This window comes from Methanohalophilus sp. (assembly GCF_030156785.1).
Classification (GTDB): Archaea; Halobacteriota; Methanosarcinia; order Methanosarcinales; family Methanosarcinaceae; genus Methanohalophilus.
The window spans coordinates 116,723-143,151 of the sequence record NZ_JASGLW010000001.1; the positions used below are offsets into that span (position 1 = coordinate 116,723).

Below are 26,429 nucleotides of genomic sequence, written 5' to 3' on the forward strand. Positions count from 1 at the left end.
TGAAATAACAAATGGGGGAGTGCATATATCGGAACATCCACGTATAGTTATTGTTGAAGATGAGATGATAGTGGCCATGGGGATCAAGTTAAAACTTGAAAGTATGGGTTATGTTTGTAGTATGGTTTCTAACGGGTTGAGTGCACTAAAGGTTGTAAGAAAACAGAATCCTGATGTAATACTTATGGACATAATACTCAAAGGGGAAATTGATGGGGTGGAAACAGCTGCTTTAATTAAGAAAAATTATGATATACCATTAATTTTTCTTACGGGAGACAGTAGCGCAGAAACCCGGGAAAGAGCACTTGCTGTTTCTCCTGCCGCTTTTATCGAAAAGCCCTTCATGGATATTGAACTAAAGGATGCTATCGAAAATGCTCTTTATTCCAGGATGATAAAGCCAAATATAAGAAGAAAATATTCTATACGGCTTTGAGAAGTCCACATCATAATCTTTATATTCAATCCTACCTTTAAAGAAACCGATTCCGATGATCTATATCCCCATTCTTTTCATTTTGAGTTTTGTTCTTATCACAAAAGGTGCGGATTGGTTTGTGGAATCAGCAGTTGAGATTTCTACGAAAAGTGGAATACCGAAGGTAGTTATTGGTGCAACAATTGTTAGCTTTGCGACAACATCTCCTGAATTCACGGTTTCTGCCTACGCTGCGTATTTGGGACAAACTGATATGACAGTCGGAAATGCTGTAGGTTCTGCAATCTGTAATATTGGATTGATATTGGGTGCAGTTATTTCCCTGAAAGCGATTGAAGTTACGGATGCTTCTTTTTTGCAGAGAGGGGCTTTCATGCTTGTTTCAGGTATCATTCTGTTGATAACTTCTTTGGATGGGAATATTTCATGGATTGATGGTCTGATTATGCTTCTTTACTTTGCCATTTTCTTGTATTTTAATTACAGATCCCAATCGTCAATTTTTATTCAGTCTGTTCAGTGTGAAGATTGTGGAAGCATAAGAAAAGATGTAGTGTATTTCCTTGGAGGTGCAATTTCAGTCGTGGTTGGAAGTCGTATCCTTATTTATTCAGGTACGGAAATTGCTTATTGGCTTGGTATCCCGGAAATGATTATTGCATTAACTCTTGTGGCATTTGGGACATCCCTACCGGAACTCATTACTGCAATTTCTGCAACAATGAAAAACCATCAGGAATTAACAATTGGTAATATTTTTGGTGCAAATACAATGGATATTGTAATGATACTGGGTTTCTCATCCCAGCTTACCGATCTCCCGATTGGCAGTCAATCTTTGCAATATGATTTTCCGGTAATGCTGGTAATTATGGCTGCAATTGTTGCTTTCGGATTAACAAAACACCGTTTTGATCGATGGGAAGGTTTTCTCATCCTAGGTTTTTATCTTGCTTATGTGTTTGGCTTATTGTTCCTCTACAATTAAAAATTGGGCTTTGCTATTAACATTGTTCTATATTTATAAATTCTTAAATGCATGAATTACCTCTTCCTATTTTTAATTAACAATGTAACTACTAAAATTACCACTTAATTTTGAGGAGATCCATAAAAATGAAACAAAACATGTATATACAATAAATTCCTCTCATCTAAGGAAATGAGCGGGTTAAAAAACCTTTTTTAGTACCCCCACTCCCCAACCCGCTCATACCACCCCATTTTTAGAAATTCGTATTGGAGAAGTGTAACTAGTACTTTTGAATTTTATGCAATAACTGTTTCAAAAATATAAATACTATTTCTCCTAATTGTAGTTTGAGGAGTGTTGAATAGAATTACAAAAGTTCTTAGAGATTCTAGAAAGGTAAGCTATCACTTAAAAATAGTTTATGTGGACAATATTTTCATTAAAACTAAAAAAGGGCAGGGATAGCTTACAATGAATATAAGGAAACTATAAAGATAAACAGAGACATTATTAAACGATTCTTTACATCTGGTTGAAGATGGGGAGAAGATTCGCAAGCAGATATTAAAGGTTCAATGTACTTTTCAAGGATTTGCTTGGATATTAAATGTTTCATGTTCTGCTGGAAAAAAAGATAATAAGGATAATGAAACAGGTCCATGGTTTAATGCGGTATCCATCCTGTTCAATCAGGAAGATGACGCATGATGTGTCCTGCTTCAGGGAGAATTATCTCATCCATTGCAAGTTCCACTGCTTTTGGTGATCCTGGAAGGCAGAATATTACAGTTCCTTCTAATATCCCGGCAGCAGCTCTTGTAAGAATTACAGCGGAACCGATTTGATCAATGCTCTTATATCGGAATAATTCTCCAAATCCCGGCAGCGACTTCTTGAAAAGAGGTGCGAGGGCTTCTATTGTTACATCAGATGAAGCAAGTCCGGTTCCTCCGCTTGTTACAATCACATCTGCAGAGTCAAGATATTTCTTCACAGCATTCTGGATTAAATCCATATCATCTGGTACAAGAGAATAACCTACCACATCGTTTCCTTCTTTTTCGACACATTCAATCATTTTTTCTCCGGAAAAATCTTCAGCATCTGCAGGAGATGAAACTGATCCGTATTTCTGGTAGCGAGAAGTAGAAATCGTGATTAGTGCAAATCGGTAGGCGTTTTCAGTTCCTTTTTTGTGTTCTTCGACAACTGAAGTCATGGATACAAATAATTGTATTGAAAATATTAAAGTCATTTGTCATAGGTACATGCCATGCATCAATAAGGCTTATAAACCCCTACGTAATAACGAAGCTCTAAAGGTAGCAAACCACCAAATTAAAATATTAAAATCATAATAAGGTAGCAGACCCTTTCAAAGAAGTCTGTTATACCAATTATCCAAGGAGGCCTATATTAACTATGGTAAGAAAACCAGCAAGCATGTACAGGAACATTAAGCAGCGCTCATACACACGCAGGAAATACATGGGTGGTGTTCCTGGAAGTCATATCATTCACTATGACATGGGTAACAAGACAGCCGAGTTTCCAATTAAGGTATCACTTTTAGTTGAAGAAAAATGCCAGATCAGGCACACGGCACTTGAAGCTGCACGTATTACATCTAACAGATACATGATATCAGTGGCAGGTCGTATGGGTTACCACTTAAAACTCCGAGTATATCCACACGAAGTACTCAGGGAGAACAAGCAGGCAACAGGTGCAGGTGCAGACCGTGTTTCAAGTGGAATGAGAGGCGCATTCGGAAAGGCTGTTGGAACCGCTGCAAGAGTATCTGTAGGTCAGAAAATCTTCACAGTTTCAGTTAATAAGAACCACTTCAAAGAAGCAAAGGATGCGCTCCGCAGGGCAGGACAGAAGCTCCCGACACCTGTAAGGATTGTTGTTGATCAGGGCGCTGAACTTGTACAGTAAATGCACGAAGGAATTTAAATGGAAGATTATGAAGCCCTCCTTGACAGGGCAATCAAAAACTTGCCTGACATAGAAACGACTGATGTGAGGTTTGTAATCCCTGATCCAAAAGTATTCATAGAAGGGAAAACCACGGTCCTTGATAACTTCGGTCAGATAGCTAGTGTACTTAACAGGGACCCTGAACACATCATGAAATACCTCACCCGTGAAATGGGTACTGCTGGTAAAATAGAAGGAACAAGAGCAATCTTCCAGGGCAAATTCCCTTCAAATGTAATTAAATCCAATATTAATGCCTATGCTGACGAGTATGTGATTTGTTCAGAGTGTAACCGCCCTGATACACAACTCGTGAAGATTGACCGCGTCATGATGATGAAATGTGCGGCATGCGGTGCCCACAGGCCTTTTAAGAAGAGGAAAGCCACTGCTGCAGCTCCTGTAGCCGCTCTTGAAGAGGGGAAGGAGTATGAAGTTAAAATCGAGGCAGTTGGTTCCAAGGGTGATGGGATTGCCAAGCTGGCAAAATTCACTATATTTGTACCCCGTGCTGTAAAGGGTGATGTGGTAAAGATTCGCATCAAAAAGATCAGTGGAAACATTGCTTTTTCCGAAATCGTACAATGATAATACCAGGGGATTATCAAATCTCGGTACAGGATGAAATATATGGAAAATACGGATAGCGGGAAGGCAATTCCTGTAGTTTTGCTCCCGGGCCTTTCCATAGAGCTGGACAGTACCGGCAGTTTCTCCCAACTTCAGGCAGAAGGGAAGCTCAGTGCTGTCTGCAAACCTTTTTTAAAACGTATCAACGATCGCTTAAAAGAAGAAAAGCCTGCTCTTGTAAAGGAAGATTGTGTAATTGCTTCCACATGGTTGCCTCCAATACCAAGCGGTCCATTCAAAAGACTTGTTTCCGCAGAAGTACAGATAGCACTTGGAAAACGAATACCTGAAACGGTTTCCTTTGAAATAACGCGAAAATGCGGCTGCAAATGCGATCATTGTTTTATGAGCAATGGAGAAGGAGAGCTGGCTACTCCTGCCCTCAAACAAGCAATTGATGAAGTAATCGAAATGGGTGCAGTCGTGATCGTCTTTACAGAGGGGGACCCGCTCCTCAGAAAAGATATTTTTGAACTCATTAAACATGTTAATCCAGAAAGAGCAGTTGTAAATATGTATACTCCTGGAACCGAAATGACTCCGGAAGTTGCACATAAGCTCAAGGAGTCCGGTCTCCACAATATTCTGATCAGTATTTACTCTACTGATCCTGCAAAACACGATTCTATCCGCAAACTTGAAGGTGCACACCGGATGGCAATCGATGCTATGAAGATGTGCCTTGATGCAGGATTGCTAGTCACAATGTGTACGCACACGTCACCTTCCAGTTTCCACGAACTTCCCGGACTTTACAAACTTGCAAAGGAAATTGGGGTTCACGAATTTTCAATATGGGAGGCAATCCCCAAGAAGAAAGGTGATCCGGTGATAAGTGAAGCTCAGAGGGAAAGTATTCTTGAAATGTACCATCAAATCAATGCAGATCCGGATGGGCCGCGCATTTTTGCAAACAGTTATTTCGAAGGTGAAATGCTTGGTTGCATGGCGGGAGAACGTTGGATGCATGTTTGTGTAGATGGGGATGTCAAACCCTGCCCGTATATTCCATTTAGTTTCGGTAATGTAAGGGACAGATCAGTAAGGGATATCTGGAAGGATATGAAAGTGCTTACACACCCCAGACAGGGAACAGGGTTTTGTGTGATGCAGCACCCATATTATCTTGATCTCGCAGCAAAAATACCTGATGATGCACCGCTTCCTTATCCATTCGATATGATAAAATAACAGGATTGCCATAACGGGCAGGGAAGCAATGAATAAGGAACAAGAGGCTACCTATGAATTCAAAACTTGATCCATGGGGTTCATCAAACATCGATGATTATTCAAAACTGTTTGATGAATTCGGAATTCTCCCGTTTGACGATATTTACAGCAGTATACCTGAACCAAACCACTACATGCGCCGCAAGATAATTTTTGGTCACCGCGGGTATGACAGAGTGGTAGAAGCAATGACAGAAGGCAAACCATTTTCGGTAATGAGTGGATTCATGCCTTCCGGTATGGTTCACTTAGGTCACAAGATGGTTATGGAGGAAATTATCTGGCACCAGAATATGGGAGGATGTGCCTTTGTAGGCATTGCTGACATGGAAGCTCATGCCGTAAGAGGGTTTTCATGGGAAAAATGTCGGGAAATCGGTGTTGAACAATATATAATAAGTCTGATAGCACTTGGTTTTGAGCCGAAAGGGCACATTTATTTCCAGTCTGAATCAGATAATGTTAAAGATCTTGCCTTTGAACTTGGAGTCAAGGCAAACTTTTCCGAACTCAGTGCAATTTACGGATTCAACGGTCAAACAAATGTGGCACATATGGTTAGTGCTCTGACACAAAGTGCCGATATATTACAACCACAACTTGCGGAATTCAGCGGACCTAAGCCCACAGTAATTCCAGTGGGTTCGGATCAGGATCCACATATCCGTCTCACACGGGATCTTGCAAATAGCATGAACATGTTCCGTATCGAGAAACGGGAAGATCAGAAAGGAAACTCATACATGAGTATCCGTAGCAAGGCTGCACCTGAAGGAGCACTTGAGGAAGTGGCAAAGAGGATGCCATGGAAAACAAAAGTATTCGAGGGACATGTTGATGTTTTTGGAGTTGATGACAAACTAAAACTTAGGGAAATTGCCAGACAGACTGAGCTTGATCTTGGAGGATATGCATTTCTTCCGCCAGCGTCCACTTACCACAGATTCATGTCTGGATTGCAGGGAGGTAAAATGTCCAGCAGCATACCAGACAGCGTGATCTCTCTTACCGAAGACCCAAAGGCAGCTGCCAAGAAAGTCAAGCGTGCAAAAACCGGTGGACGCATGACTTTGGAAGAGCAGAAAAAGCTTGGCGGCGAAACCACTAAATGCTCAATTTACGAATTATTCATGTTCCATCTTATTGATGACGACAGGGAACTGGAGGAAATCCATTCCGAATGCGTTGAAGGTAGGCGTATGTGTGGACAGTGTAAGGTATATGCTGCCGAGCTTATGGCTGATTTCCTCAAGGAACATCAGGAACTCAGGGAACAGGCGCGGGACAAACTTGACGAATATGGACTCTGAAGGTAATATCCATGAATACTAATCTCACACTCAATGAAAAGAAGGTTTTACTTGCACTTGCAGAGCTCAAGGAAACAAACCCTGAAGTTCTGGCAGAAAAAGTATCACTGAAAGTGGAAAATGCAACACAGGCAGCGTTTCTACTTGAGGAAAAGGGGCTTGCCGGATTAAAAGATGATGTCACAGAAAGCTTTAGTTTAACAGATGAAGGTAAAATATATGCTTCTGAAGGACTGCCTGAAAGGCAGGTGCTAAACGCTATCGACGGGCCCACCCAGATCCAAGAATTGCAGCAGAAACTTTCTCCTCGTTTGGTGGGAATTGCGACTGGATGGCTCAAGAAAAAGGGATGGGCAACCATCGAGCAGGGGAAGATTGTACCAAATGTCGATGTTCCTGAAGGCGAGGATGAGACATTACTGAAAAATGCAGGGGAAGGCGAGTTTTCGGCGGAAGATATAGGTGTTTCTAAGAAAACAATCGATGATTTGCTCAAACGAAAACTTATCGAAAAAACCGAAACAAAGGAGCGTACAATCTATATCACAGAAGAGGGTCAGGCTCTTGCCACAGAGGGCATAAGTCTTGAGGAAGACATTACCCAACTTACTAGCCAGATGCTGAAAAGTGGAGAATGGATACGCAAGTCATTCCGCCCTTATAACATCGAGAAACCTCCGAGAAAGATTTATCCCGCCAAGGTACATCCTTACAGACGTCTGATTGACGAGATGAGACAGATTTTTCTGGAAATGGGATTCACTGAAATCAAAGGTGATATTATCCAGAGTTCATTCTGGAACTTTGATGCTCTTTTCCAGCCACAGGATCATCCGGCAAGGGAAATGCAGGATACGTTCCACCTTGACACGACGTCCGAACTTCCGGAAGAGTATGTTAAAGCAGTGTGTTCCATGCACGAGAGCGGTGGGGATATTGATTCCATTGGGTGGGGAGGCAAATGGAAGCAGGAAATTGCAGAGCGTAATGTCCTGCGTACACATACTACCGCCATCACAATCAAATATCTTTCAGAGCACACAGAACCTCCAGTGAAAGCATTCTGTATTGACAGGGCATACCGCAGGGAAACAATTGATCCTACACATACTCCTGAATTCGAGCAGCTTGAAGGAATTGTAATGGATAGGAACATGTCATTTGCAAATCTTCTGGGCTGTCTTAAAGAATTCTACCGCCGCATGGGATTTGAGAATGTCCGTTTTAGACCTGGGTATTTCCCATACACCGAACCCAGTGTGGAACCTGAAGTATACGTAGAGGGTCTTGGATGGATCGAACTCGGTGGTGCGGGCATATTCAGGAAGGAAGTTACAGAGCCTCTGGGAATTGATTATCCGGTTCTTGCCTGGGGTCTTGGTGTAAGCAGAGTTGCTATGCTTAAAATAGGTCTAAAAGACCTTCGGGATCTTTACCAGTCTGATATTGAATGGCTTCGCACAAGTCCTATCTGCAAGTTTTAATCTCAATTGATAGCAATTTAGCAAGCATGGACTGTTTGATGTAGACTGCCCCATAGGGAATATCTCACGGAAGCATTAGCAGAGGATAAACTTGCATTCATCCAAGAGGTAACAAACAAAGAACATCCTTGGAGGCTGTGTGAATTTTATTGCCACATCCTCAACAGGATTTCATGTAACTTCTGGTTCTGTATTCAAACCCATTCTGGGAGCAAACCGATTGGTCGAATCCAATTATCTTTGCTGCAACCGCAACGAAAGCTACGGAATTGATAGAAACAATAATTGTATCTGTTTACCTGGAAACCCTCAGTATAGGTCATGGCCTTCTATGCACAAAAACTGTATTCAAAATTGAAAGCAAGGGCCAGCCTGTTAATCGTTCATCAAAAACAATCTCTTTCACATCTGTTAAAAGTGTTTTGAGAACTCTGCTTTGCATAAACGATGCCCATCAGATGGGCTGGAATTGCACTAATTGCCGTACATGTTTCGCAGGAAATTCCTTCATTGGTAATATCAAGATGCAGAGAGGCACGTTTTATCAGGTTTCTGGGAAGGCCTTTGCGTCCAAGTCCCACAAGGAAAAGGAACGATTTGCACATCAGGATCTCATCTGCCATTTCAAATGGAGTTATTTTGAATGAAGGTTCAGGTCTTGAAGTAGTTGCCACAAGCTTGCCGAAATGGGACGGGAAACCTTTTTTAGGGAGTTCATGCACGAAAAAATGCCCTTTTTCATTGAGCTGCTGAAGATAATATCCGGATTCTCCAATTGTTGTTTTTTCCACTACATATTCCACCAGTTCATCCTTCTTCATCTTGAACGGAAAATCAAAAAGTGCAAGGCTGAAACCATAAGCTTTGCAGATGGGGGCAGCCCTTGCGACGGCACGATAGTGGGCGTCCAGAATCTTTATCTTATCATAAGTGTTGACAATACCAAGCGTCAGCATTCATTATTCTCCGTGGTTTTGAAGTAAAGGAAATGTTGCCTGCATGAATCGAGTAGGTTGCAATTGGCACAATCTTCCCATAAATCCTCTTTTCCAATGTTTTCAGCTTTCTTAAATCCCTCCTTCAGAAAAAAACCCGGAGCAGTTGTCCTTACGTATACAATACCATTAAATCGGTTTAATGCATGCATTAAAAGGGATTTTCCGACTCCTTTTCCCCGGTATGAAGCATGAACAGCTATGGAATGGATTTCGTTGAATGGTTCTTCCAGATAAGAAAGTGCACCGATTATCTTTCCATTAATTTCCGCAACAATGAAATTGGAAATATCGACATCATCCCTATCAAGGAAATAAGTGGAAAGAAGAGCATCAACTTTTTTGTTATCTGCCTTGTTTGCATTCCTGATTGATATATTCTATAAAAAGCAGGCATCTGAAGACAAGCTGCTGTATGTAGGTGATTTGATCTTTGCACACATTTACATAGAATCTCATGAATGGGCAGTATAATAATGTATTGATAATTACCAGCTACTACAGGCCAGATAAACAACATATGCAAAATTTATAATGCTTGTGTCCTAGATGCTGGAATTGATTCAGCCTGTAGAATATAATTTGTTTAATTCATGCCCACCATCTTTAAATAAGGAGAACCTTTATCTGCCAGCATTCTTTCAATACATCTGCTATAATAACCATTTAAAAGCAGGAACATTTAAAATGCCTGAAATCCTTGAAAAATCCTTATCTATTGCCCCGGTGATACAACGAGGAGAGTACTTCTATTTTATCCATCCCATTGCGGACGGTATTCCTCTGATTGAACCCGAATTACTGGAAGATGTTACAAAGAGAATCATGAATGTTGCAGACATGAACGTTGATCGCATCGTGACCGTGGAAGCCATGGGCATTCCGATTGCTACTGCTCTCTCCCTGAAAACCCGCATCCCATATTCTGTCATAAGGAAAAGGAGATATTGTCTGGAAGGTGAGGTCAAATTATCCCAGAGTACCGGCTATTCGAAGAGTGAATTGTATATCAATGGCATTGAGAAAGGAGACCGAGTTCTTATCGTAGATGATGTCATCAGCACCGGAGGTACTATGGATGTCCTTGTGAAGGGACTTCAGGAGATGGGCGTTGAAATCGTGGATATTGTGGTTGTAATCGGTCGGGGGGACGGTGCATCAAGACTTTCCGCCGAAGGTGTGAAGGTCAAAGTCCTTGTTACTATTGATGTGAAACCTGACGGAGTGATTGTAACGGAGGTTGCTGATTGGGAGTAACTGAAGATTTTGATCTGGGAATTGACCGAATAATCAATGAGATCAAAAACCGTAATGCTCGCAAAGTGGGGCTCCAATTTCCCGAAGGGCTTAAACGGAGGTCCTTTTCAATTGCTTCTGAGATTGAAAATAAAACCGGTGCTGAAGTGCAGATTTCAGCAAATCCCTGTTATGGTGCATGTGACCTTGACAGACAGCTTCTTGAAACTATGGATCTTGTATTCCATTTTGGTCATTCCACAATCAGAGAGGATGACGGCGGGAAGGTAATTTATATTGAAGCACGCTCACCTGTAGATCTTGGGGAAGTGGTTCGCAAAGCAATTCCACTGTTTGAAGGAATACGTATTGGCCTGATTACGACTGTACAGCATGTCCACAAACTGGAAGGTATACGCAGGCTGCTTGAAGAAGTAGGTAAGGAGGGAGTAATAGCGGAAGGGGATAGCAGGATTGCATATCCTGGACAGGTGTTGGGATGTAATTTTTCCGCTGCTTTTTCGGAGGACTGTGATGAGTACCTATATATCGGTGGGGGACAATTCCATCCAATTGGCGTGGCGCTTTGTAGCAAGAAGCCTGTAATTATTGCAGACCCCTATCTTAATGAAGTCAGAAAAGTGGACACCCATGCGATAATGAAAAAACGATATGCTGCAATCGGCAAAGCCATGAATTCAAAGGTTGTGGCGATAGTTGTATCCACAAAAACCGGTCAGCAGCGGATGGAACTTGCAAAATATCTTCTGCGTAGTGCAAAGAAAAAGGGGTTGCAGGCCTATATTCTGACCATGGATCTTGTCTCCCCGGAGCAGCTGTTGAATTTTAAAGTGGATGTTATCGTCAATACGGCATGTCCGCGTATTGCAATCGATGATGCCGGCAGATATCCTGCTCCGATGCTTACTCCGCCAGAATTCGAGATTGTACTTGGAGAGCGGGAAGAACTTGTTTTTGATGAGATAAGAGGTGAATGAAGCACTTATGAAACAGCGCAAACTTGAGATGCGGCTGCAAAAAGTAGAAGGCTTTGAAAAACCTGATATCAGCCTTGAGCAATACCCGACACCTGCAACACTTGCAGCGGAGATCTTACATTTTGCTTACATGCAGGGTGATCTTGAAGGCACTGTTATTGATCTGGGCTGTGGGACTGGGATGCTGGCCATCGGTGCAAAATTGTTGGGAGCTAAAGAAGTCATTGGATATGATATTGATCCCAGACCTCTTATGATAGCACGCAGGAATGCAGAAAAACTGGGTGTTGAAGTTGAATTTGTCTGCTCTCCAATCGATTCCATCCAGTAGCATGCTGATACCGTTGTTATGAATCCTCCATTTGGAGCCCAATGCAAAGGAAACGACAGACCTTTTCTCAAAAAAGCCTTGGAAATTGCAGACACAGTCTATTCCATACATAATAAAGGTAGTCGGAGTTTCATCGAGAAGTATATAAGGCCTGCCATTGTAACAGACACCTATTCTGCAAGTTTCTCGATAAAAAGAACATTTAAATTCCATAAAAAGGATGTAGAACAAATTGAAGTGGAAGTATACAGGATAAAGTCCGGTTCTCATTCAAACTAATATAATAGATATGAGGGATTTTCATTAGACTCAAAAATACTAAGAAGAAAACAACTAGGAGAAGGCTAAAATCCGCTTCTTCAGATGAACAGAAAATGAAATCAGAGTTAATCGAAGGGGATGAAACAGTTGGAGAAGTAGAAGAAGTAGGAAAAACAGATGAATCCCCAGAAGAGAAAGAACTGGAAGAGCATTTTGTCCTGCCTGGAGAAGTAGTGGGAATCACTGAAGAGTTCAAAGGCGGTGACGGGACATATACTGTTAGGGGTGACATTTTAGCAAGTCGCATTGGTACGGTCCAGATCAACAGGAAGAAAAGGGAAGTATCAGTTAAACCTGCCTCAGGCATTCCACCGGTTGTTAAGAAAGGCGACATAGTTGTGGGTATGATTATAAATCTTAGGGATTCCATGGCCCTTGTGAAAATTGCAGCAATTAAAGGGTATGGGGAACGTGAAATTAAAGATCCCGGGATTGCTGCCATTCACATATCAAACATCAGGGATTCCTATGTAAAAAATATCGCCGATGAATTCGGACTTGGTGATATTGTCAAGGCAAAAGTTATTGACATTGAAAACATGCGCCTCTCAACTGCGGAAAAAGACCTTGGTGTGATGTCTGCAATGTGCCCAAGATGTGGAACTGTAATGCAGAAAGATGAAAGGCGCCTTAAGTGCCCAGCATGCGGTAATGTTGAGAAACGCAATCTGTCTTCAGATTACGGAAGCGGTGAGATATAAAATTGATACAGGTGACTACTTATGGAATTAAAAATCCTGGAAAAAACCGATAATGAAATCAGACTTGAAATCCGGGGAGAGAGCCATACCCTTCTTAATTTACTCAAGTCTGTTTTGCTCGAAGATGAACACGTAGAGATCGCAACATATGACATGAAACATGTCACTATAAGCGATCCCGTACTTTTTGTCAAGACTGATGGCGAAGATCCAATTGCAACCATCAGGAAAGCAGCAGGAAACCTCATTGAAAGGTTTGACAATTTCATGGAAGTATTCCAGAAAGCACTTGCCTGAATTTCATGAGGCTTATTTATGGTACTGGATTCAAACAGTCTCTCCAAATTTGGTTTTATTGAGAGAGGACCAAAGGATTTTATCAATATTGACCCTCTGCAAACCGGCGGAAAGCTTACCCCTGAAGCCCAAAAAGCTCTTAAAGAGTGGGGTGATGGCTACTCTATATGTGACTTCTGCCCCGGTTCCCTTGATATCATAAAGCAGCCGCCTATTAAGGATTTCATACATGAAGCCCTGCCTGAGTTTTTAGGTGTGGACGGTGCACGTATTACCAATGGTGCAAGGGAGGCCAAGTTTGCAGTGATGCATTCAATTGCCAATGAGGGAGACTGTGTTGTGGTAGATGGACTTGCACATTACTCATCAATTGTTGCTGCCCAGCGGGCAAGGCTTAATATTGAATCAGTTGAACATAATGGCAATCCGGATTATTACATTGATCCAGAAGCTTATGGTAGGGCAATCGAAAAAGTAATAAGCGAATCAGGTAAGCCACCAGCACTTGCATTGCTTACATACCCGGACGGCAATTACGGAAATCTGCCGGATGCAAAGAAAATTGCTTCAATATGTCATGAGTATGATGTTCCTTTGCTTTTGAATTGTGCATATTCAGCCGGCAGGATGCCTATTAATGCAAAGGAAATTGGTGCGGATTTCATTTCTGTCAGTGGTCACAAATCAATGGCATCATCCGGTCCCATAGGAATAGTTGGGGTAAACGGAGACTATGTTGATACAGTATTCAGAAAATCGCCAACCCATCCTGTAAAGGAGATTGAATTCCTTGGCTGTACTGCCAGAGGTGCCACCATCATGACGATGATCGCGTCTTTTCCGGCAGTTGTGGAGCGTATAAAGCACTGGGATGAAGAAGTTGCAAATGCCCGCTGGTTCTCGGAAAAACTCGAAGGTCTGGGTTTGATACAGGTTGGAGACAAACCACATAACCATGACCTTATGTTCTTTGAAGCACCGGTATTTTATGAAATTTCACAGAAGGTCAAAAAAGGGCGCTATTTCCTTTACAAGGAACTTAAAGCCCGCCGGATTCATGGTATAAAGGCTGGACTGACGAAATACTTCAAGCTCAGCACTTTTGGTGTGGATAAAGAAGATTTGTCCTATATTGTTGACTCTTTTGAAGAGATCATTGACAAGTATCAGGATAAGTTTTGAATTCTAAACAGCATGTGGTGGAATATTACCACAAAAACTTTATTTAATTTCAGACTAATATTCCCCGACTCATGCGGCTGTGGTTTAGTGGTTATGACCTGAGCTTCCCAAGCTTAGAACCCGGGTTCGAATCCCGGCAGCCGCATCGTTTTCTGATAGGGATTTTAGTCGTTGTTATTCTGGCTTTTCAACTCTTGTTTCCTTGTAGAAATCTCGCGTGTTTGTTTGCTCAAGAAAATACATACAAAGGGGATGATTTTGTTTTGTCTGGCTTTGTAGAATTTTTTTTGAGTTTGGCAATGAACCATACTTATAAATTAAAGGTTTAGATTAATTTATGAAAAAAAGAAAATTTGCAGAAAAAAGTATGTGGGAGATGAACCGAATTATTTATCTCAGGAATAAGACTTGAGACGAACAATGTTTTCCATAAGCATTTCGTTCTCTTCAACAATTTCACGTTCAAGCGTATCAACAATTTCTCTTAGAGGAAGCGCAAGACGATAAACTTTGACCGGACGACCTTTGCCCTCATTCTTCTTGACATCTTCACAGAGTACCCAGCCACGTTTCTTGCACAGGTATTTCATTGCAATGCTGACCTCTGGCTGCCTGAGCTGAGATCTCATTTCAATTTCCCTTGATGTAATTTTATCAGTGGATGAGAGGCAAGCAAGAGTTTTTGATATGGGTTTTGATAAGTTTAATTTCCTGAAAAGATTGGCGATCTCTATCTCTCTTTCATTCATACTGGAAACAGCTTCATCATTCATCAGATCACCACTAATATACGGACCTAAATTCACTTAGAGATTCTATATATTTTAGAAGATATATAACTATTACTTTCAAAATTCTTGGATGAAAATGCCTATATATTGCCACGCTGAGTTGAGGAAAAGTGTTGGTGGGCCCGCTGCGATTCGAACGCAGGACCTCACGGTTATCAGCCGTGCGCTCCACCAAGCTAAGCTACGGGCCCATTCAGTCACATTCAGTCGCGATTGGACATCGTGCGAGCTACCAGATAAACATTCAAGTACTTTAATATTTCGCTTTGGTCCGTGATTATAACACAATTTTCAAAAAAATAAAAATGTAAAGGAGGTATAATCGATAAGTTTATCTTTGATGATTGCAAGTGTGTTTGTGCTCTTTTGGGCCGGTAGATCAGGGGTAGATCGCTACCTTGGCATGGTAGAGGCCTCGGGTTCAATTCCCGACCGGTCCACATTATAACTACTATTGAAATGGGCACTGTAGAAAAACACACTTTTTTATATTTTTACACAACGACAAAATAAAAAGTATATTGTTTGCCAACTGAAAACACAAAACGGGGATGGTTGTGCAAACTCTGAAACTCCATTAAATTCTTGTTCTAACAAGGATTTCTATAGAAACGAAACATTTAACTTTTTTTGTACTTTATAATTCACATGTAAATCAGGGGTAGTTATGAGGGATTTAATGGACAATACGATTATATTCGGAGGAATAAAGTATGCTCCAAATGTCCGTATGCTTAGTGATATGGATAAAGTACTCTATGACCGTGAGTGGCTAAAAACTGCCGAGAACAGGGAACTCTACTATATGTATCGTGACTTGTTCCTCACGGAAGATGATCACAATACAATGAAGATGTACGATCTGAGATATGATATTACTATTATTCCCACTGGGATGCTGGGAAGAGAATTCATAAAAACTGCAGGACATTTCCACCCGATGGTTCCCGGCACCACTATAACCTACCCAGAAGTTTATCAGGTTCTTGAAGGCAAAGCTACCTACCTTTTACAGTATGATGATTCAGCAGATGTTTCCGATGTAATCGTCGTACGTGCTTCTAAAGGAGATATTGTAGTAATCCCTCCGGACTATGGACATGTCACAATTAACGCTTCATCCGAAGATCTCAAAATGGCTAACTGGGTTTGCAGAAGTTTTTCTTCAATCTATGATCCAATACAGGAAAAAAGAGGAGCTGCCTATTATCTTCTTAAGGACGGATTCGTGAAAAATCCATCTTATTCAAGCGTTGCGGATATCAGGTATCTAAAACCCCGAGAGATGCCTGAATTTGGTCTTTTTCATGGAAAAGACATGTATGATCTTATCAATGATCCGGATAAGCTTCGTTTTCTGACAAAACCTCAGGAGTTCATGGAGTCTTTATATTCATTGATCAACTAAAAATATATCTTCAATGGCTGCATTCCTTATACAAACACATTCAGGTGTAGGTATGCAGGAATATAGCAAGCCTGTCTTATTCATGTCTTCAAAGATTGTGGACATGATGTTTAAGACAACTCTCGATCTCAGTACAATGGAAGGAGACATTATTGCAAATGTATCTATTGTGAGAGAAGATGATCTTGACAGGGTTCTTGAAATTATGGGTGTGGCTTTCAATAGTGGTCTTTCAATCAGTCCATTTTTTAGGTTATTCCATGCAGGCGAGACTATCGGAAGCTTAAAAATACCTCCCGGAAAAGTTGGTATTGCCACCATGTGCAGCATTACAATTGATGGCCTTCTGCTGAAATCAGGTGTTTTATCAAATCCCAAGTTTGGTGGAGTTGTCCAGATACACAACGGCTTACCTGTTCGGTTCACCGACGTGTTAACTTATACAAGTACTACGATTGATCCTCTTGAAGTCCTGATGTCGCAGGACATTACTTCCGTATTGCAGATGTTACACACCGGTTCCGGGAAAATCCTTGCAAACCTCAGAGAATTGCACATGTCTGCCCGGGATGAAATTGACAGGACTCTCTATGATATGATGGAAGTGGGTATCAGCGGAATACTGGAAGTAGGAGAACCAAATAGTCGCGTTTTGGATGTTCCGGTTGAGCGCGATCACCTTGGTCTGGTGGTAATTAGCGGGACAAACCCCATGGCCATTGTAAAAGAAAGTGGCATGTCTATCTGGACGCATGCGATGTCAAGTATTATCGACATTGCTTCCATGCGTCACATTGAAGATTTTATCTGAGCTGCTGCCCTATTATCTGGTTGAGTATAGTAACAAATTCCTGTTTTGAAGATGCAGGTATTGTGGCACCGGCTGCTATATCATGTCCTCCTCCAGTACCCCCCACTGCAATTGATGCTTCTGAGATCGCTTTTGAAAGATTAAGTCCGCGTCGGATAAGATCCTGATTTCCCCGAGCTGAAACCTTTACACCGGAGTCGGCATCCGCGAAAGCAATTATTGGCTTGTTCCGGTTTCCAATGACTGTGGTGCTCATTCCTGCAATAATACCGACAATTGTTTCCTTGATGTTATTTCCGGCATCAAAGTATTGCAGGTTTTCCATTTGGATGATGCCATTTTCTTTCACAAACATCAGTCCCTTTACAAGATTTTGCCTATGCTCATAAAGCAGTGCTTTTGCACGATCATAGGCATCCCCCCGATCACCCATACAAACCGCCATCCCAACATCAGCATGATCGTACCTGGCTGTTGCATTCAGGAGAGTTGAGAATTCGGATGCATCTCGCATTTCCTGCCCTTCTTTTTCATTTAACAGGAGGTAGACCTCCCCTATCATTCTTTCCACTTTATAGGACGGAATTCCTGACTGGACGCAATGTTGTATAAGTGCCGAGACTATCTTCTGTTTTTCTGGCACTTCAAGATCTATCCATCGCCTCCAGCGTTCGTCTCCACTAAATCGGATCCCAATGTCTGCAAGGAATTTTATGCAGGCGTCTTCGTTTCCTGTGAGTCCCGGGAGGTAGGGATCAGATGCAAATTGCAACAATTTGAATACAGGTCGTGTTTGCTTCCCAAAAAGTGTGATGTCCTTGCAATAATCAACAACCCCATTTGCATGACCTTCTTTTAGTATCATGCGGTTGATTCCAGTAAGTTCGCCTTTTTTCAGGTGTTGAAGGTCTCCGACTGCTCCCACGGTGGCAAGACCGGCAAGATCCTTATTGTTGCCAAGTTCATTTGCAAGTATATATGTGGTTCCTGATCCACTTAGCTGATAGGATCCGTTGATCCCGAAAAGATGTGGATTGAGGTGGAATTCCCCTGTTCCCTGAGGTTGGTGATGATCAGATATAACCGCATTTATTCCGTATTTGTTTATGGTTTCCAGCATTCCACTCCCCAGATCAGTGAAAACTACCACTTCAGGATTGATGTTTGCAACATCCTCGATTATCGTCTCATCGAGCTGTTTTACAAATCTGACATCGTATTCTATTCCCGCTCTCTGGAGTGAGGTGCATATAATGGCTGCAGATGTCAGTCCGTCAGCATCAATATGTGAGACTACGGATACAGAATCATGTTTTTGTATTTCAGTTGCACAGTAAGACGCAGTCTTTTTCATTTGGGTAAAAACGGAACTCATATTATTTATTCCCAAAATAGCTACCTCCTTATCTCCAGCATTCAGGTTCAATTAGATACAAATTCCCATTTCGTCTGATTTCGGGGTATTCCTGTATCTCAGAAATAGTGTATTTCAGCTCTCCGCTGGCATACTTCTTGGCAATGTCTTTCCAGGGTATGGCGTATGCAGCTCTTGCCTTTCCCATACCGTAGCGCAATTCAACAGCCAGAAATCCGTTTCTTCCGGATTTTTTAATATAATCACCGATTCGTTCCACCTGGTGAACCCCGTTTTTATCTACAGTAAAATGCTGACTGAAATATAATGCATTCGCCCCCTTATCCACGGAAATACTCTTGCATTCGATACCGAGATAATAATCTGGATTGAGCGAATCAACAAGGATATCCAGAAACTGTGGTGTAAAGCGATGCTGCTTGATGCGGTGTGCAATGGCACGTATATTAGTTTTTTCAAAAAACTGGTTGAATGATTGTACCAGCGCTCTCTCAAATTCTGTCATGTGTATCCTAGTATGTTTGATGTAGTTTTCTCTGTATGTTCCTTAAATGTTACTGCGTTAATTTCATGTATGAGATATACAATTCTACTAACATGAATAAGAAAACACTTGAAATTCTTCTTGCAATAGGCTCCATTGTCCTTTTCACTTTGCTTCTTATTGTCGTACATTCAACTTTCGGCAACTCCGAAGGTTCTGCCAATTATGAAGGATATGGGTATGTGGTCGTTTTAGTGCTGTTTGTTTTTGGTGTATCGGCTGCCGGCCTCAAACTTGTGGATATGAAATAATTTTATGGTGGTAGTGATGGTCGTTTATTCGGATGAATTTTCTTTTGAAACGGCCAAAGGGACTGATATTATTGATATAACCTCGCAGATACTGGAATCCGTTGAATCTTCTTCTATAAAAAATGGGATTATTTGTGTGTTTTCACCGGGTTCTACCAGTGCAGTAACAACAATTGAGTATGAGCTTGGTCTGGTACATGATCTGGAAAATGCCCTTGAAAGGATTGTTCCCGAGTTCCTTGAATATCGGCACAATGAACGCTGGAATGACGGGAACGGGCATTCACATATACGGGCATCACTCATAGGTCAAAGCATATCACTACCCTTGATAGATGGCAAGATTCCTTTGGGAACGTGGCAGCAGGTAATCTGCTTAAATCTTGATAACCGTCCAAGGACGAGAAAAGTGATTGTTCAGATAGTCGGAGATTAATATAAAAAGAAGTCCCAGTGGGACTCCCTTCTCATTGCTGTTGCATAATGAATTTGATGAAATCCGGACTCAGTCTTGTTTCTTTTACCATTTTATCGACAATTTTCTCTTCAGAAAGCCCTTCTTTCCTGTATTCATCTATGCGATCATAGACGTTTTTGGATACTTCGGAATACTCATTGATGTCTTTCCTGTGTCCCCAGACATCTCCTTCAAGGAGTTCGATTCCTTGCATCTCAAGATACATTTTTGCAGAAGATGATATTGTCCTCTTGTAAGAACTTGGGATGTGCAATGCTTTCACCTTTGGACATTTAATTACAAGATTAAAGATGTCCGTGTTTGATGGACGGAATGCAAGATGCACAATTTCCTCATCTTCATTTAATGTGTTTATTTCTTCCTTTGAGCTCACTACGCGTATTTTCATATGTGGCCCCTTCCGTCTTATTTCAAGACTAATTTAGTCAGCAAAAAATCTTTTAGATATTCTGCCAATGTGTATATACAGATCAATTCTATATAAATTTTATTAAAAAAGACGAAAGATTACTTTGGGGAAATTGTATCATCTGCACAGGTGGTAGAAAAATCCTTTTGGCAACGTATTTCACCCAAATCAGAAAGGTTATAGCCTTTGGTAACTATCAGCTTACAAGGAAGGATGTACATGAAAAGTTTGCATATAGGTTCTGCTACAATTGAATGGTTGGGTCATGCGGGATTTATCCTCAGGGACAAAGATCACGTTGTTTATATTGATCCTTACACGGTTCCCTCGTACATAGACCCTGACTCCCAGGCAGATGTTCTTCTAATCACACATGAACATCACGATCATTGTTCTCCAAGTTCGATTCGAAAAGTCAGAAAAAGCACTGCAACCTCCCTGATTCCTGAAAGCTGTAGTCTTGAGTTCCGTGGAGATGCAAGACGGATTAAGGCAGGGGATATTTTGCACAATGAACTTTCCATTAAAGGATTGGATATCGACGTTGTTCATGCTTACAATATTGAGAAACCCAACCATCCAAAAGGGATGGGTGTTGGTTACATTGTTAATATTGGTGGAAAGAGAGTCTATCATGCAGGCGATACCGATCTTGTTGAAGAAATGAAGGGCATTTATGCAGACGTTGTGCTTTTGCCAATTGCAGGCTACGGGATGGATGAAAAAGATGCTGCAGAAGCGGTTTCATGGATCAAGCCGAAAATTGCAATTCCAATGCACTATGGCACCCTGGAAGGAATGGATGGGGATATTGATCTTTTTGTATCCCTTGTAAAAGAGAAAGCACCGGATGTTGAAGTAATCATCCTCGAAAACATTGTTGAATCATGAGGATATCGGGTGTATTATGGCACGTTCCCGTAAACAAAGGAAGCATCTAATAAAAGAAATGGCATCAGAGCGCATATGCCGCCTCTTTGAGCTTGCTGAAGAGGAGTTTTCAACTCACCCTGAAAGGAGCTTCAGGTATGCTGCACTTGCACGCAAACTGGGGATGCGCTATCGTGTCAGTATTCCGCGGAAGTACAGGCAAAAAGTATGCAGGAGTTGTAATTCCTATCTTGTGCCTGGAAGCACTTGTAGGGTTAGGCTGCAGAAAAATAATATTTGTATTACATGTCTCAAATGCGGGAGAATAATGCGCTATCCTTACAAGCGCTGATTCAGGTTACAATTAATGACATGAGACTTTTGAGAATATAGGCGCCGATAATTACAACAATACCTATTGTGACATAAATAGCCACGTTCCGGTAGACTTCTTCTTTTTCAGCACCTGAACGAATTCCAAGGGCACCACAGCATCCTTTTGTATTGCATCCGTCACAGGAAGAGGATTTTTTTTCATTTTCAGATGGTTTTTGAATGACCGGAAGTTCACTCATATGTTTTGACATATGACAAACCATTGTAATTCTTATAGATATAAGTGACGACAAAACAGTACAAAGGAATAGGACGACGAGAGGGGGATTCGAACCCCCGAGGTGCAGGGCACCACAGGATTAGCAATCCTGCGCCATACCGGGCTTGGCTATCTCGTCACGCATCAGTCCATAAAGACTATCGGATATTTAATATTTTCCAGTATAGGGTGGCAGGCACACCTTGGGTCGATTTCTTTCACATCAACAAGTAGCCTGTGTTCTCTTCTCCACTCCGCAACCCTGAAAGCGATGTATGCTCACGGTAAGCCTGCTCCCTTCCGGGCCTCGGCCGGTCCCCGCGATGAAGATACAGAAGCTGATTCTCCAACCAGCTTCCATATCAGCACCATCCAGACAGGACGGAGCTTCGCAGTTGAGATCACAGGTTTGAAGATGATCCAGAAACCTTCCCTTGGTTTCGTCCCCCGCGTATCGACGATTTCGGGTTACAGATGACGCCGAACTATCCGGACTAGCCTGCCACCCCTAACATAGGCATGCCGGTTTATAAAAGTATTCCTTTTTGGGATCTGTAGAAAACATATCAAAATCAACATCATCAGACTTGAATAGGGATTAGTGTCCAATATCGTGTAGCACATTTGATCATATTTTTAAATTATTCGTTGCCCCCCTTTCTACAGAGCTAGCGTTTCCATAATACTTAAGATTCAATGACCCATTCATATAAAAGGAGATAAGATGGGAGAGCAAATAAGACTAATACACACTGCTGATACACATATTGGTTATAAGCAGTATCACAGCGATATCCGAAGGCATGATTTCCTGAAAGCTTTTGAAAGCATAATCAATGATGCCATTGGAATGGACATTGATGCAGTAATCCATGCCGGAGACTTATTTGACTCACGAAACCCGACTCTGGAAGACATTCTCCATACAATACAAATTCTTTCCCGATTAAAGGCAGCCGGGATTCCTTTTCTTGCAATTGTGGGCAACCACGAAAGCAAGCAAAATACACAGTGGCTGGATCTTTTCCAGAGCATGGAAGTGGCAATAAGGCTGGGAAGCGAGCCTTATATTCTCAATAACTGTGCAATATATGGCATCGATAGCATTCCCAAACCAAAAATTGCAGGATTTGATTATTCCGTCTTTACCAAACCTCCTGAAAATATCAATCATGTTTTTCTTGTAATGCACCAGCTTGTAACCCCGTTTCCTTTTGGGGAATGGGACAGTGAAGTTCTCATATCTTCAATGCCATTCCCGATAGAAGCTATCCTTCTTGGAGATTACCATAAATATGAAAAAACAAAAGTCGGGAATACATGGCTTACTTACCCTGGAAGCACTGAAAGAAACAGTGCTTCTGAGAAAGAAACGCGCGGTTACAACCTGATTACTGTAAGTGACAAAGGTATCGACATTGGAAGACGCAATCTTAATACAAGGGATTTCCGGTACGTTAATGTCGATCTAAAAGCAGATTCAGACACCTATAGAGACATTTTCAATACAATCAAGGAAAACCAAATTCGCGATACCGTCGTTTTCCTGGAAATCACTGGAGACACAGCTTCGGACATATCCTATAACCAGATTGAAGACTTTATCCTGAAAGAAGGAGCTGTTGCCTGTAGGATCAATGACAGAAGAATTTCAGGATACGAAGATGAAGAAGAACGTCCTGAGATAAATTTTGCAGATCCCGATCTGGCAGTAAAAGAAGAAATCGAAAAAATGGGACTTACAAAGGGAGGTCTTCTCCTCGATGAAATCATCCGTGATCTGACAATTCCAAAATCCAATATAGACAATGTTACCGAGGAGGCTTTCAGGAAACTTCTTGATGAGATGGATTTCAGCAAACTTCCTGATCATGTGAGCAAAGGTGATGAGATAAAAAAAGAAGAGATTCCTGAAGAAGTGAAGGGAGCCTTACCAACTGAAATTCAGGAGTCTCCAAACCCGGCTCCTGTACCTAAGAAAAGTAAGATTGAAACTAGTATACCCGGATCCGACCGGAAGGATAAAAAACAGATAGAAAAGAAACCTCGCCAATACAATCTGGGGGATTACCTGTGAAGATTAAAAGACTTCATATTAAAAATATCCGAAGTTATGAGGATATGGAAATCGGGTTTGATGACGGGGTCACGGTAGTTTCGGGTATTAACGGCAGCGGAAAATCCAGCCTGCTGGAGGCATGTTTCATAGGATTATTTGGCAGTAGAGGAATTCCAAAAAATTTTGTTCTTTCTGATATGATAAGAAAGGGATGCGAAGATGCATCTATTGTTATTGAATTTGAACACTTGGGACATAACTATAAAATCACGCAGCAGTTCAGGAATAACCCCAAAACCGGAAAAGCATCAACATCACTGTCAAGCATGGAGATGGAAGGTAAATTGATTGCTGATCAGGTCAACCTCACATATGATAATATTCGGGCACTGCTGCGAATGGACGAGGAAGCTTATAGGAATTGCGTATACGTCAGGCAGGGAGAAATTGATGTCCTGATCAATGCAAAGCCAAAAGAAAGGCAGCGTATGATTGATGACCTGCTCCAGATAGGCAAGCTTGAGGAATATAGAGAGAGAGCAAAAGGAGCACGTACTGGACTCCGAAGGCATATTACTGAAGCAAAAGCAAGGATCCAAGATCACAAAGAAGAGATTGAGAAAATCGAAAAATTGTCACCTGTAAAGCAGCTCAATTTGCTTAAGGAAAAAATAGGCAGGTTTGATCTTGAATTAAACAATATGAGGGAAAAAAGGGAGCGGGCAAAAAGTGCAATTGATCAAATCCAGAAACAGATTGAAAGTTATGCTGAATTGGAACAGCAGAAAAATGAGTTGATGGATGAAATCCAGATTCTCCAGAAACAGAAAATTGCCGCATTAAAGGCTGAAAGTGAATACCGTGCCCAGATCCTTGAACTTGAAAAATCCTGTCAGGAATTGAGTGTGGAGATAGGGAGCTTACAGAAAGAACTTGGTATTGAGAGGATTTCGGATATTGAGATATTACTTGAGAAAGCAAATGAGGAAGAGAGAAAAGCATACAATGCCATTGAATCCCTCAAAGCTGATGAAAAGGCTACTCTTATGCGACAGCAAACTGCTAAACAGCAAATTGAGACTATGGAACAGCGCCAGAGGGAGATCTCGGTGAAATTATCCCGACTACAGGATCAGATCGATGAACAGGAAAAGAGCTTATCAAATACGAAAAAACAGATATCTAAATTGCAAGAGGAAATTGCCGGCATATACAGTCAACTTGAGGAAATCGGGTTTGATCGGAAGAAAACGGAAAATCTGGATGAAATCAATGATTTGATCATAAACCGAAGACAACAATTCCACGGCAAAAGCGTGGAACTGGAAACAAAAATCACCAGATTAACAGAGCAGATTGCTAAAAACCGTACCCTAATTGAGAAGGGATTTTGCCCTACATGTGGACAAGACATGCACGGATCTCCGATTAATGAAACCACTGCCGCCGAAGAGAAAGAGCTGGAAAAACTAAAGAAGCAGCTTATGGAAGTGCAGGCTGAAGAGAAGAAGATTCTCAATAAGGTGGAACTGGTGAACCTTGCAAAGAGGCACCGTGATAAGATTGAAGAATTGCAGCACCAGATACAGCTTGCTGAAAACCAACTCGCAACTTCGAAAACTACTATTGGAGATTATAGGTCACAAATTGAAGAAGAAAAGCATGAAAGGGAAATAATACAGGAGCAACTGGAAAAATCTGGCAGGGATCTTGATGATTTGGAAAAACAACTGGATCTTTTGAGTATCGAAAAAGAAAAAGCGAAATTGCAGCACAAGGTTTTTGAAAACAAATTGAAACAGATGAATAAACTCTCCCGGCACAATCTCGATTACAGAGAGATGAAAGCCGAGATAAAACACCTACATGAAAGGGAGAATGAACAGCAGGAGAAAGCCGGGCTTCTCGAGAAACAGATCCTTTCCCTGAAAAAAAGAGCGGATGAACTCAAAGTAAAACTGGGTGAGAATGATCCGGCTAAACTGCAACAAAACCTCCATAAATTGGAAATGGCTTATACTGGACTGTCTGGAGAAATCGAGACTATTCGCAAGCAGAAAGATGAAGCACTAATTGAAATGGGACAGGTGGAGACAGCTATCAAAAGGCAGAAAGAACTCAAGAATAAGCTCAGAATTTTTTTCAACAAAAAACGCTATCTTGACGATGTATATAAAGAAGCGGAAGACCTTGAAGAGATGTACCTGAGGTTAAGGGCAGATTTGCGGGCACGTAATATAGAAGCTCTTAGCAGGTTACTTAATGAGATTTTTGCCTTCATGTATACCAACAACGCCTACTCTCTAATACAGCTGGACAGCGATTACGAGCTTACGGTTTACGAAAAAGACGGGACGCCACTTGAGCCAAAACTTCTTAGTGGTGGAGAGAGAGCAATATTCAACCTTGTATTGAGATGTGCGATTTATCGTCTGCTTTCAAGGGGGCTTGATGGAGGGGTATACAATAACGAAATGCCTCCACTCATACTGGATGAGCCAACTGTTTTCCTAGATCGCGGCCATGTTCATCAGCTTATCAAACTCATCGACCTTATGAGGGATACCGGAGCCGGACAAATAATTATTGTATCCCATAACGAAACACTTATTGATTCGGCAGATAATGTGTTTTCAGTTGAGAAAGACCCGACGACAAACATATCCACAATTAGTTCATTTTGACGAACAAAAAGCAATAAGTTATATAGAATTGTCTTTTA

General features: G+C 41.5%; 31 protein-coding genes, 4 tRNA genes and 1 other RNA gene. 25 read left to right on the plus strand and 11 right to left on the minus strand.

Translation table 11 applies throughout. From position 1 onward, the window contains the following. Nucleotides 1-19 precede the first annotated feature (19 nt). Complete coding sequence (locus PWQ49_RS00585) at nucleotides 20-439, plus strand: response regulator (RefSeq protein WP_300606414.1); 420 nt, start codon at nucleotides 20-22, stop codon at nucleotides 437-439. Nucleotides 440-494: 55 nt separating this feature from the next. Beyond that, a complete protein-coding gene (locus PWQ49_RS00590) occupies nucleotides 495-1,430 on the plus strand; it encodes a calcium/sodium antiporter (RefSeq protein ID WP_300606417.1) in 936 nt (311 codons plus the stop codon). A gap of 670 nt (nucleotides 1,431-2,100) precedes the next feature. On the opposite strand, the gene PWQ49_RS00595 is transcribed toward PWQ49_RS00590, so the two are convergent. Continuing rightward, entirely contained in the window at nucleotides 2,101-2,634 is a 534-nt protein-coding gene (locus tag PWQ49_RS00595) for a MogA/MoaB family molybdenum cofactor biosynthesis protein (RefSeq protein ID WP_300606419.1), read from the minus strand. A gap of 203 nt (nucleotides 2,635-2,837) precedes the next feature. Here PWQ49_RS00595 and PWQ49_RS00600 point away from each other — a divergent pair, with 203 nt between their 5' ends. Genes PWQ49_RS00600 through PWQ49_RS00620 form a run of 5 tightly spaced genes read left to right on the plus strand, consistent with a single transcriptional unit; the run spans nucleotide 2,838 to nucleotide 8,055 of the window. Continuing rightward, a complete protein-coding gene (locus PWQ49_RS00600; protein WP_300606422.1) occupies nucleotides 2,838-3,356 on the plus strand; it encodes a 50S ribosomal protein L16 in 519 nt (172 codons plus the stop codon). A gap of 18 nt (nucleotides 3,357-3,374) precedes the next feature. Then, nucleotides 3,375-3,986: a translation initiation factor IF-2 subunit beta gene (locus PWQ49_RS00605; protein ID WP_300606425.1), complete on the plus strand. Its 612-nt coding sequence runs from the start codon at nucleotides 3,375-3,377 to the stop codon at nucleotides 3,984-3,986. 42 nt (nucleotides 3,987-4,028) lie between these two features. After that, a complete protein-coding gene (locus PWQ49_RS00610; protein WP_300606428.1) occupies nucleotides 4,029-5,219 on the plus strand; it encodes a radical SAM protein in 1,191 nt (396 codons plus the stop codon). 53 nt (nucleotides 5,220-5,272) lie between these two features. Then, complete coding sequence (locus PWQ49_RS00615) at nucleotides 5,273-6,571, plus strand: tryptophan--tRNA ligase (protein WP_300606431.1); 1,299 nt, start codon at nucleotides 5,273-5,275, stop codon at nucleotides 6,569-6,571. A gap of 11 nt (nucleotides 6,572-6,582) precedes the next feature. Next, nucleotides 6,583-8,055 carry a phenylalanine--tRNA ligase subunit alpha gene (locus PWQ49_RS00620; RefSeq protein ID WP_300606434.1) on the plus strand — a complete coding sequence of 491 codons (1,473 nt, stop codon included), beginning with the start codon at nucleotides 6,583-6,585 and terminating at the stop codon, nucleotides 8,053-8,055. A 386-nt stretch (nucleotides 8,056-8,441) separates the two neighbouring features. Here PWQ49_RS00620 and PWQ49_RS00625 read toward each other — a convergent pair whose 3' ends face one another. Both PWQ49_RS00625 and PWQ49_RS00630 read right to left on the minus strand, forming a co-directional pair. Continuing rightward, a complete protein-coding gene (locus tag PWQ49_RS00625) occupies nucleotides 8,442-9,011 on the minus strand; it encodes a DUF531 domain-containing protein (protein ID WP_300606437.1) in 570 nt (189 codons plus the stop codon). After that, complete coding sequence (locus PWQ49_RS00630; RefSeq protein WP_363321783.1) at nucleotides 9,005-9,328, minus strand: GNAT family N-acetyltransferase; 324 nt, start codon at nucleotides 9,326-9,328, stop codon at nucleotides 9,005-9,007. Before PWQ49_RS00630 ends, PWQ49_RS00625 begins: the two co-directional genes overlap by 7 nt. Here PWQ49_RS00630 and PWQ49_RS00635 point away from each other — a divergent pair. From PWQ49_RS00635 to PWQ49_RS00670, 9 genes are all read left to right on the plus strand, one after another. Next, nucleotides 9,242-9,424, plus strand: coding sequence for a hypothetical protein (locus PWQ49_RS00635; protein ID WP_300606440.1), 183 nt, complete (start codon nucleotides 9,242-9,244; stop codon nucleotides 9,422-9,424). The two genes, PWQ49_RS00630 and PWQ49_RS00635, sit on opposite strands and share 87 nt — an antisense overlap. Before the next feature lie 313 nt (nucleotides 9,425-9,737). Then, entirely contained in the window at nucleotides 9,738-10,307 is a 570-nt protein-coding gene (hpt, locus tag PWQ49_RS00640) for a hypoxanthine/guanine phosphoribosyltransferase (RefSeq protein ID WP_300606443.1), read from the plus strand. Then, the gene (gene dph2 / locus PWQ49_RS00645; RefSeq protein ID WP_300606445.1) at nucleotides 10,298-11,284 is read left to right on the plus strand and encodes a diphthamide biosynthesis enzyme Dph2; all 987 of its coding nucleotides are present in this window, start codon (nucleotides 10,298-10,300) and stop codon (nucleotides 11,282-11,284) included. The genes hpt and dph2 overlap by 10 nt, the downstream gene beginning before the upstream one ends. Beyond that, complete coding sequence (locus PWQ49_RS08245) at nucleotides 11,277-11,615, plus strand: 50S ribosomal protein L11 methyltransferase (protein ID WP_363321779.1); 339 nt, start codon at nucleotides 11,277-11,279, stop codon at nucleotides 11,613-11,615. Before dph2 ends, PWQ49_RS08245 begins: the two co-directional genes overlap by 8 nt. A gap of 18 nt (nucleotides 11,616-11,633) precedes the next feature. Continuing rightward, complete coding sequence (locus PWQ49_RS08250) at nucleotides 11,634-11,894, plus strand: hypothetical protein (RefSeq protein ID WP_363321780.1); 261 nt, start codon at nucleotides 11,634-11,636, stop codon at nucleotides 11,892-11,894. 95 nt (nucleotides 11,895-11,989) lie between these two features. Then, nucleotides 11,990-12,637 (plus strand): exosome complex RNA-binding protein Csl4, encoded by a 648-nt coding sequence (locus PWQ49_RS00655; protein ID WP_300606447.1) that lies wholly within the window; start codon nucleotides 11,990-11,992, stop codon nucleotides 12,635-12,637. A gap of 21 nt (nucleotides 12,638-12,658) precedes the next feature. Continuing rightward, on the plus strand, nucleotides 12,659-12,934 hold the full coding sequence (locus PWQ49_RS00660; RefSeq protein WP_300606449.1) for a DNA-directed RNA polymerase subunit L: 276 nt from the start codon (nucleotides 12,659-12,661) through the stop codon (nucleotides 12,932-12,934). An 18-nt stretch (nucleotides 12,935-12,952) separates the two neighbouring features. Then, complete coding sequence (pscS, locus tag PWQ49_RS00665) at nucleotides 12,953-14,116, plus strand: O-phospho-L-seryl-tRNA:Cys-tRNA synthase (RefSeq protein ID WP_300606452.1); 1,164 nt, start codon at nucleotides 12,953-12,955, stop codon at nucleotides 14,114-14,116. Between the two features lie 73 nt (nucleotides 14,117-14,189). After that, nucleotides 14,190-14,261: transfer RNA gene (locus PWQ49_RS00670), tRNA-Gly, on the plus strand. Between the two features lie 250 nt (nucleotides 14,262-14,511). Here PWQ49_RS00670 and PWQ49_RS00675 read toward each other — a convergent pair. After that, complete coding sequence (locus PWQ49_RS00675; protein WP_300606455.1) at nucleotides 14,512-14,889, minus strand: transcriptional regulator; 378 nt, start codon at nucleotides 14,887-14,889, stop codon at nucleotides 14,512-14,514. A gap of 132 nt (nucleotides 14,890-15,021) precedes the next feature. Continuing rightward, a tRNA-Ile gene (locus PWQ49_RS00680) sits at nucleotides 15,022-15,098 on the minus strand. A gap of 177 nt (nucleotides 15,099-15,275) precedes the next feature. Between PWQ49_RS00680 and PWQ49_RS00685 the strand changes: the two genes are divergently transcribed. The 3 genes from PWQ49_RS00685 to PWQ49_RS00695 all read left to right on the plus strand — a co-directional run bounded on the left by PWQ49_RS00685 (nucleotide 15,276) and on the right by PWQ49_RS00695 (nucleotide 17,126). Further along, nucleotides 15,276-15,347: transfer RNA gene (locus PWQ49_RS00685), tRNA-Ala, on the plus strand. Nucleotides 15,348-15,586: 239 nt separating this feature from the next. Further along, a complete protein-coding gene (locus tag PWQ49_RS00690; protein WP_300606457.1) occupies nucleotides 15,587-16,315 on the plus strand; it encodes a glucose-6-phosphate isomerase family protein in 729 nt (242 codons plus the stop codon). A gap of 13 nt (nucleotides 16,316-16,328) precedes the next feature. Beyond that, nucleotides 16,329-17,126, plus strand: coding sequence for a DUF128 domain-containing protein (locus PWQ49_RS00695; protein ID WP_363321781.1), 798 nt, complete (start codon nucleotides 16,329-16,331; stop codon nucleotides 17,124-17,126). On the opposite strand, the gene PWQ49_RS00700 is transcribed toward PWQ49_RS00695, so the two are convergent. Both PWQ49_RS00700 and PWQ49_RS00705 read right to left on the minus strand, forming a co-directional pair. Further along, the gene (locus PWQ49_RS00700) at nucleotides 17,119-18,501 is read right to left on the minus strand and encodes a DHH family phosphoesterase (RefSeq protein WP_300606710.1); all 1,383 of its coding nucleotides are present in this window, start codon (nucleotides 18,499-18,501) and stop codon (nucleotides 17,119-17,121) included. The genes PWQ49_RS00695 and PWQ49_RS00700 overlap by 8 nt on opposite strands. A gap of 28 nt (nucleotides 18,502-18,529) precedes the next feature. Beyond that, nucleotides 18,530-19,006, minus strand: a complete 477-nt coding sequence (locus tag PWQ49_RS00705; RefSeq protein WP_300606459.1) for a hypothetical protein — start codon at nucleotides 19,004-19,006, stop codon at nucleotides 18,530-18,532. A 92-nt stretch (nucleotides 19,007-19,098) separates the two neighbouring features. Here PWQ49_RS00705 and PWQ49_RS00710 point away from each other — a divergent pair, with 92 nt between their 5' ends. Together PWQ49_RS00710 and PWQ49_RS00715 are read left to right on the plus strand one after the other, a co-directional pair. Further along, nucleotides 19,099-19,296, plus strand: a complete 198-nt coding sequence (locus PWQ49_RS00710) for a hypothetical protein (protein ID WP_300606461.1) — start codon at nucleotides 19,099-19,101, stop codon at nucleotides 19,294-19,296. A 16-nt stretch (nucleotides 19,297-19,312) separates the two neighbouring features. Further along, on the plus strand, nucleotides 19,313-19,732 hold the full coding sequence (locus PWQ49_RS00715) for a secondary thiamine-phosphate synthase enzyme YjbQ (protein ID WP_300606463.1): 420 nt from the start codon (nucleotides 19,313-19,315) through the stop codon (nucleotides 19,730-19,732). A 31-nt stretch (nucleotides 19,733-19,763) separates the two neighbouring features. On the opposite strand, the gene PWQ49_RS00720 is transcribed toward PWQ49_RS00715, so the two are convergent. Further along, nucleotides 19,764-20,162: a DUF1699 family protein gene (locus PWQ49_RS00720; RefSeq protein ID WP_300606465.1), complete on the minus strand. Its 399-nt coding sequence runs from the start codon at nucleotides 20,160-20,162 to the stop codon at nucleotides 19,764-19,766. 240 nt (nucleotides 20,163-20,402) lie between these two features. Here PWQ49_RS00720 and PWQ49_RS00725 point away from each other — a divergent pair, with 240 nt between their 5' ends. Both PWQ49_RS00725 and PWQ49_RS00730 read left to right on the plus strand, forming a co-directional pair. Next, nucleotides 20,403-21,074, plus strand: a complete 672-nt coding sequence (locus tag PWQ49_RS00725; RefSeq protein WP_300606467.1) for an MBL fold metallo-hydrolase — start codon at nucleotides 20,403-20,405, stop codon at nucleotides 21,072-21,074. Nucleotides 21,075-21,090: 16 nt separating this feature from the next. Continuing rightward, nucleotides 21,091-21,405, plus strand: a complete 315-nt coding sequence (locus PWQ49_RS00730) for a ribonuclease P protein component 4 (protein WP_300606469.1) — start codon at nucleotides 21,091-21,093, stop codon at nucleotides 21,403-21,405. 1 nt (nucleotide 21,406) lies between these two features. Here PWQ49_RS00730 and PWQ49_RS00735 read toward each other — a convergent pair whose 3' ends face one another. The 3 genes from PWQ49_RS00735 to ffs all read right to left on the minus strand — a co-directional run bounded on the left by PWQ49_RS00735 (nucleotide 21,407) and on the right by ffs (nucleotide 22,153). Continuing rightward, on the minus strand, nucleotides 21,407-21,640 hold the full coding sequence (locus PWQ49_RS00735) for a hypothetical protein (protein WP_300606471.1): 234 nt from the start codon (nucleotides 21,638-21,640) through the stop codon (nucleotides 21,407-21,409). 62 nt (nucleotides 21,641-21,702) lie between these two features. After that, nucleotides 21,703-21,787, minus strand: a tRNA-Ser gene (locus PWQ49_RS00740). Nucleotides 21,788-21,838: 51 nt separating this feature from the next. Then, nucleotides 21,839-22,153, minus strand: an RNA gene (ffs, locus tag PWQ49_RS00745) — signal recognition particle sRNA. A 219-nt stretch (nucleotides 22,154-22,372) separates the two neighbouring features. Here ffs and PWQ49_RS00750 point away from each other — a divergent pair. Continuing rightward, a complete protein-coding gene (locus PWQ49_RS00750) occupies nucleotides 22,373-23,725 on the plus strand; it encodes an exonuclease SbcCD subunit D (protein WP_300606472.1) in 1,353 nt (450 codons plus the stop codon). Beyond that, nucleotides 23,722-26,391: an AAA family ATPase gene (locus PWQ49_RS00755; RefSeq protein ID WP_300606474.1), complete on the plus strand. Its 2,670-nt coding sequence runs from the start codon at nucleotides 23,722-23,724 to the stop codon at nucleotides 26,389-26,391. Before PWQ49_RS00750 ends, PWQ49_RS00755 begins: the two co-directional genes overlap by 4 nt. The last annotated feature ends 38 nt before the right edge of the window (nucleotides 26,392-26,429 follow it).

Coding starts and splice junctions, on each gene's coding strand:
- PWQ49_RS00655 (WP_300606447.1), top strand. CDS start 11,990: ATGAAATCAGAGTTAATCGAAGGGGATGAAACAGTTGGAGAAGTAGAA.
- PWQ49_RS00720 (WP_300606465.1), bottom strand. CDS start 20,162: ATGAAAATACGCGTAGTGAGCTCAAAGGAAGAAATAAACACATTAAAT.
- PWQ49_RS00620 (WP_300606434.1), top strand. CDS start 6,583: ATGAATACTAATCTCACACTCAATGAAAAGAAGGTTTTACTTGCACTT.
- PWQ49_RS00625 (WP_300606437.1), bottom strand. CDS start 9,011: ATGCTGACGCTTGGTATTGTCAACACTTATGATAAGATAAAGATTCTG.
- PWQ49_RS00590 (WP_300606417.1), top strand. CDS start 495: ATGATCTATATCCCCATTCTTTTCATTTTGAGTTTTGTTCTTATCACA.
- PWQ49_RS00700 (WP_300606710.1), bottom strand. CDS start 18,501: ATGAGTTCCGTTTTTACCCAAATGAAAAAGACTGCGTCTTACTGTGCA.
- PWQ49_RS00730 (WP_300606469.1), top strand. CDS start 21,091: ATGGCACGTTCCCGTAAACAAAGGAAGCATCTAATAAAAGAAATGGCA.
- PWQ49_RS00635 (WP_300606440.1), top strand. CDS start 9,242: ATGAACAGCTATGGAATGGATTTCGTTGAATGGTTCTTCCAGATAAGA.
- PWQ49_RS00715 (WP_300606463.1), top strand. CDS start 19,313: ATGGTCGTTTATTCGGATGAATTTTCTTTTGAAACGGCCAAAGGGACT.
- PWQ49_RS00675 (WP_300606455.1), bottom strand. CDS start 14,889: ATGAATGATGAAGCTGTTTCCAGTATGAATGAAAGAGAGATAGAGATC.
- PWQ49_RS00605 (WP_300606425.1), top strand. CDS start 3,375: ATGGAAGATTATGAAGCCCTCCTTGACAGGGCAATCAAAAACTTGCCT.
- PWQ49_RS00705 (WP_300606459.1), bottom strand. CDS start 19,006: ATGACAGAATTTGAGAGAGCGCTGGTACAATCATTCAACCAGTTTTTT.
- PWQ49_RS00710 (WP_300606461.1), top strand. CDS start 19,099: ATGAATAAGAAAACACTTGAAATTCTTCTTGCAATAGGCTCCATTGTC.
- PWQ49_RS08250 (WP_363321780.1), top strand. CDS start 11,634: ATGAATCCTCCATTTGGAGCCCAATGCAAAGGAAACGACAGACCTTTT.
- PWQ49_RS00610 (WP_300606428.1), top strand. CDS start 4,029: ATGGAAAATACGGATAGCGGGAAGGCAATTCCTGTAGTTTTGCTCCCG.
- PWQ49_RS00615 (WP_300606431.1), top strand. CDS start 5,273: ATGAATTCAAAACTTGATCCATGGGGTTCATCAAACATCGATGATTAT.
- PWQ49_RS00695 (WP_363321781.1), top strand. CDS start 16,329: ATGGCTGCATTCCTTATACAAACACATTCAGGTGTAGGTATGCAGGAA.
- hpt (WP_300606443.1), top strand. CDS start 9,738: ATGCCTGAAATCCTTGAAAAATCCTTATCTATTGCCCCGGTGATACAA.
- PWQ49_RS00725 (WP_300606467.1), top strand. CDS start 20,403: ATGAAAAGTTTGCATATAGGTTCTGCTACAATTGAATGGTTGGGTCAT.
- PWQ49_RS00660 (WP_300606449.1), top strand. CDS start 12,659: ATGGAATTAAAAATCCTGGAAAAAACCGATAATGAAATCAGACTTGAA.
- PWQ49_RS00600 (WP_300606422.1), top strand. CDS start 2,838: ATGGTAAGAAAACCAGCAAGCATGTACAGGAACATTAAGCAGCGCTCA.
- PWQ49_RS00750 (WP_300606472.1), top strand. CDS start 22,373: ATGGGAGAGCAAATAAGACTAATACACACTGCTGATACACATATTGGT.
- PWQ49_RS00595 (WP_300606419.1), bottom strand. CDS start 2,634: ATGACTTCAGTTGTCGAAGAACACAAAAAAGGAACTGAAAACGCCTAC.
- PWQ49_RS00690 (WP_300606457.1), top strand. CDS start 15,587: ATGGACAATACGATTATATTCGGAGGAATAAAGTATGCTCCAAATGTC.
- pscS (WP_300606452.1), top strand. CDS start 12,953: ATGGTACTGGATTCAAACAGTCTCTCCAAATTTGGTTTTATTGAGAGA.
- PWQ49_RS00735 (WP_300606471.1), bottom strand. CDS start 21,640: ATGTCAAAACATATGAGTGAACTTCCGGTCATTCAAAAACCATCTGAA.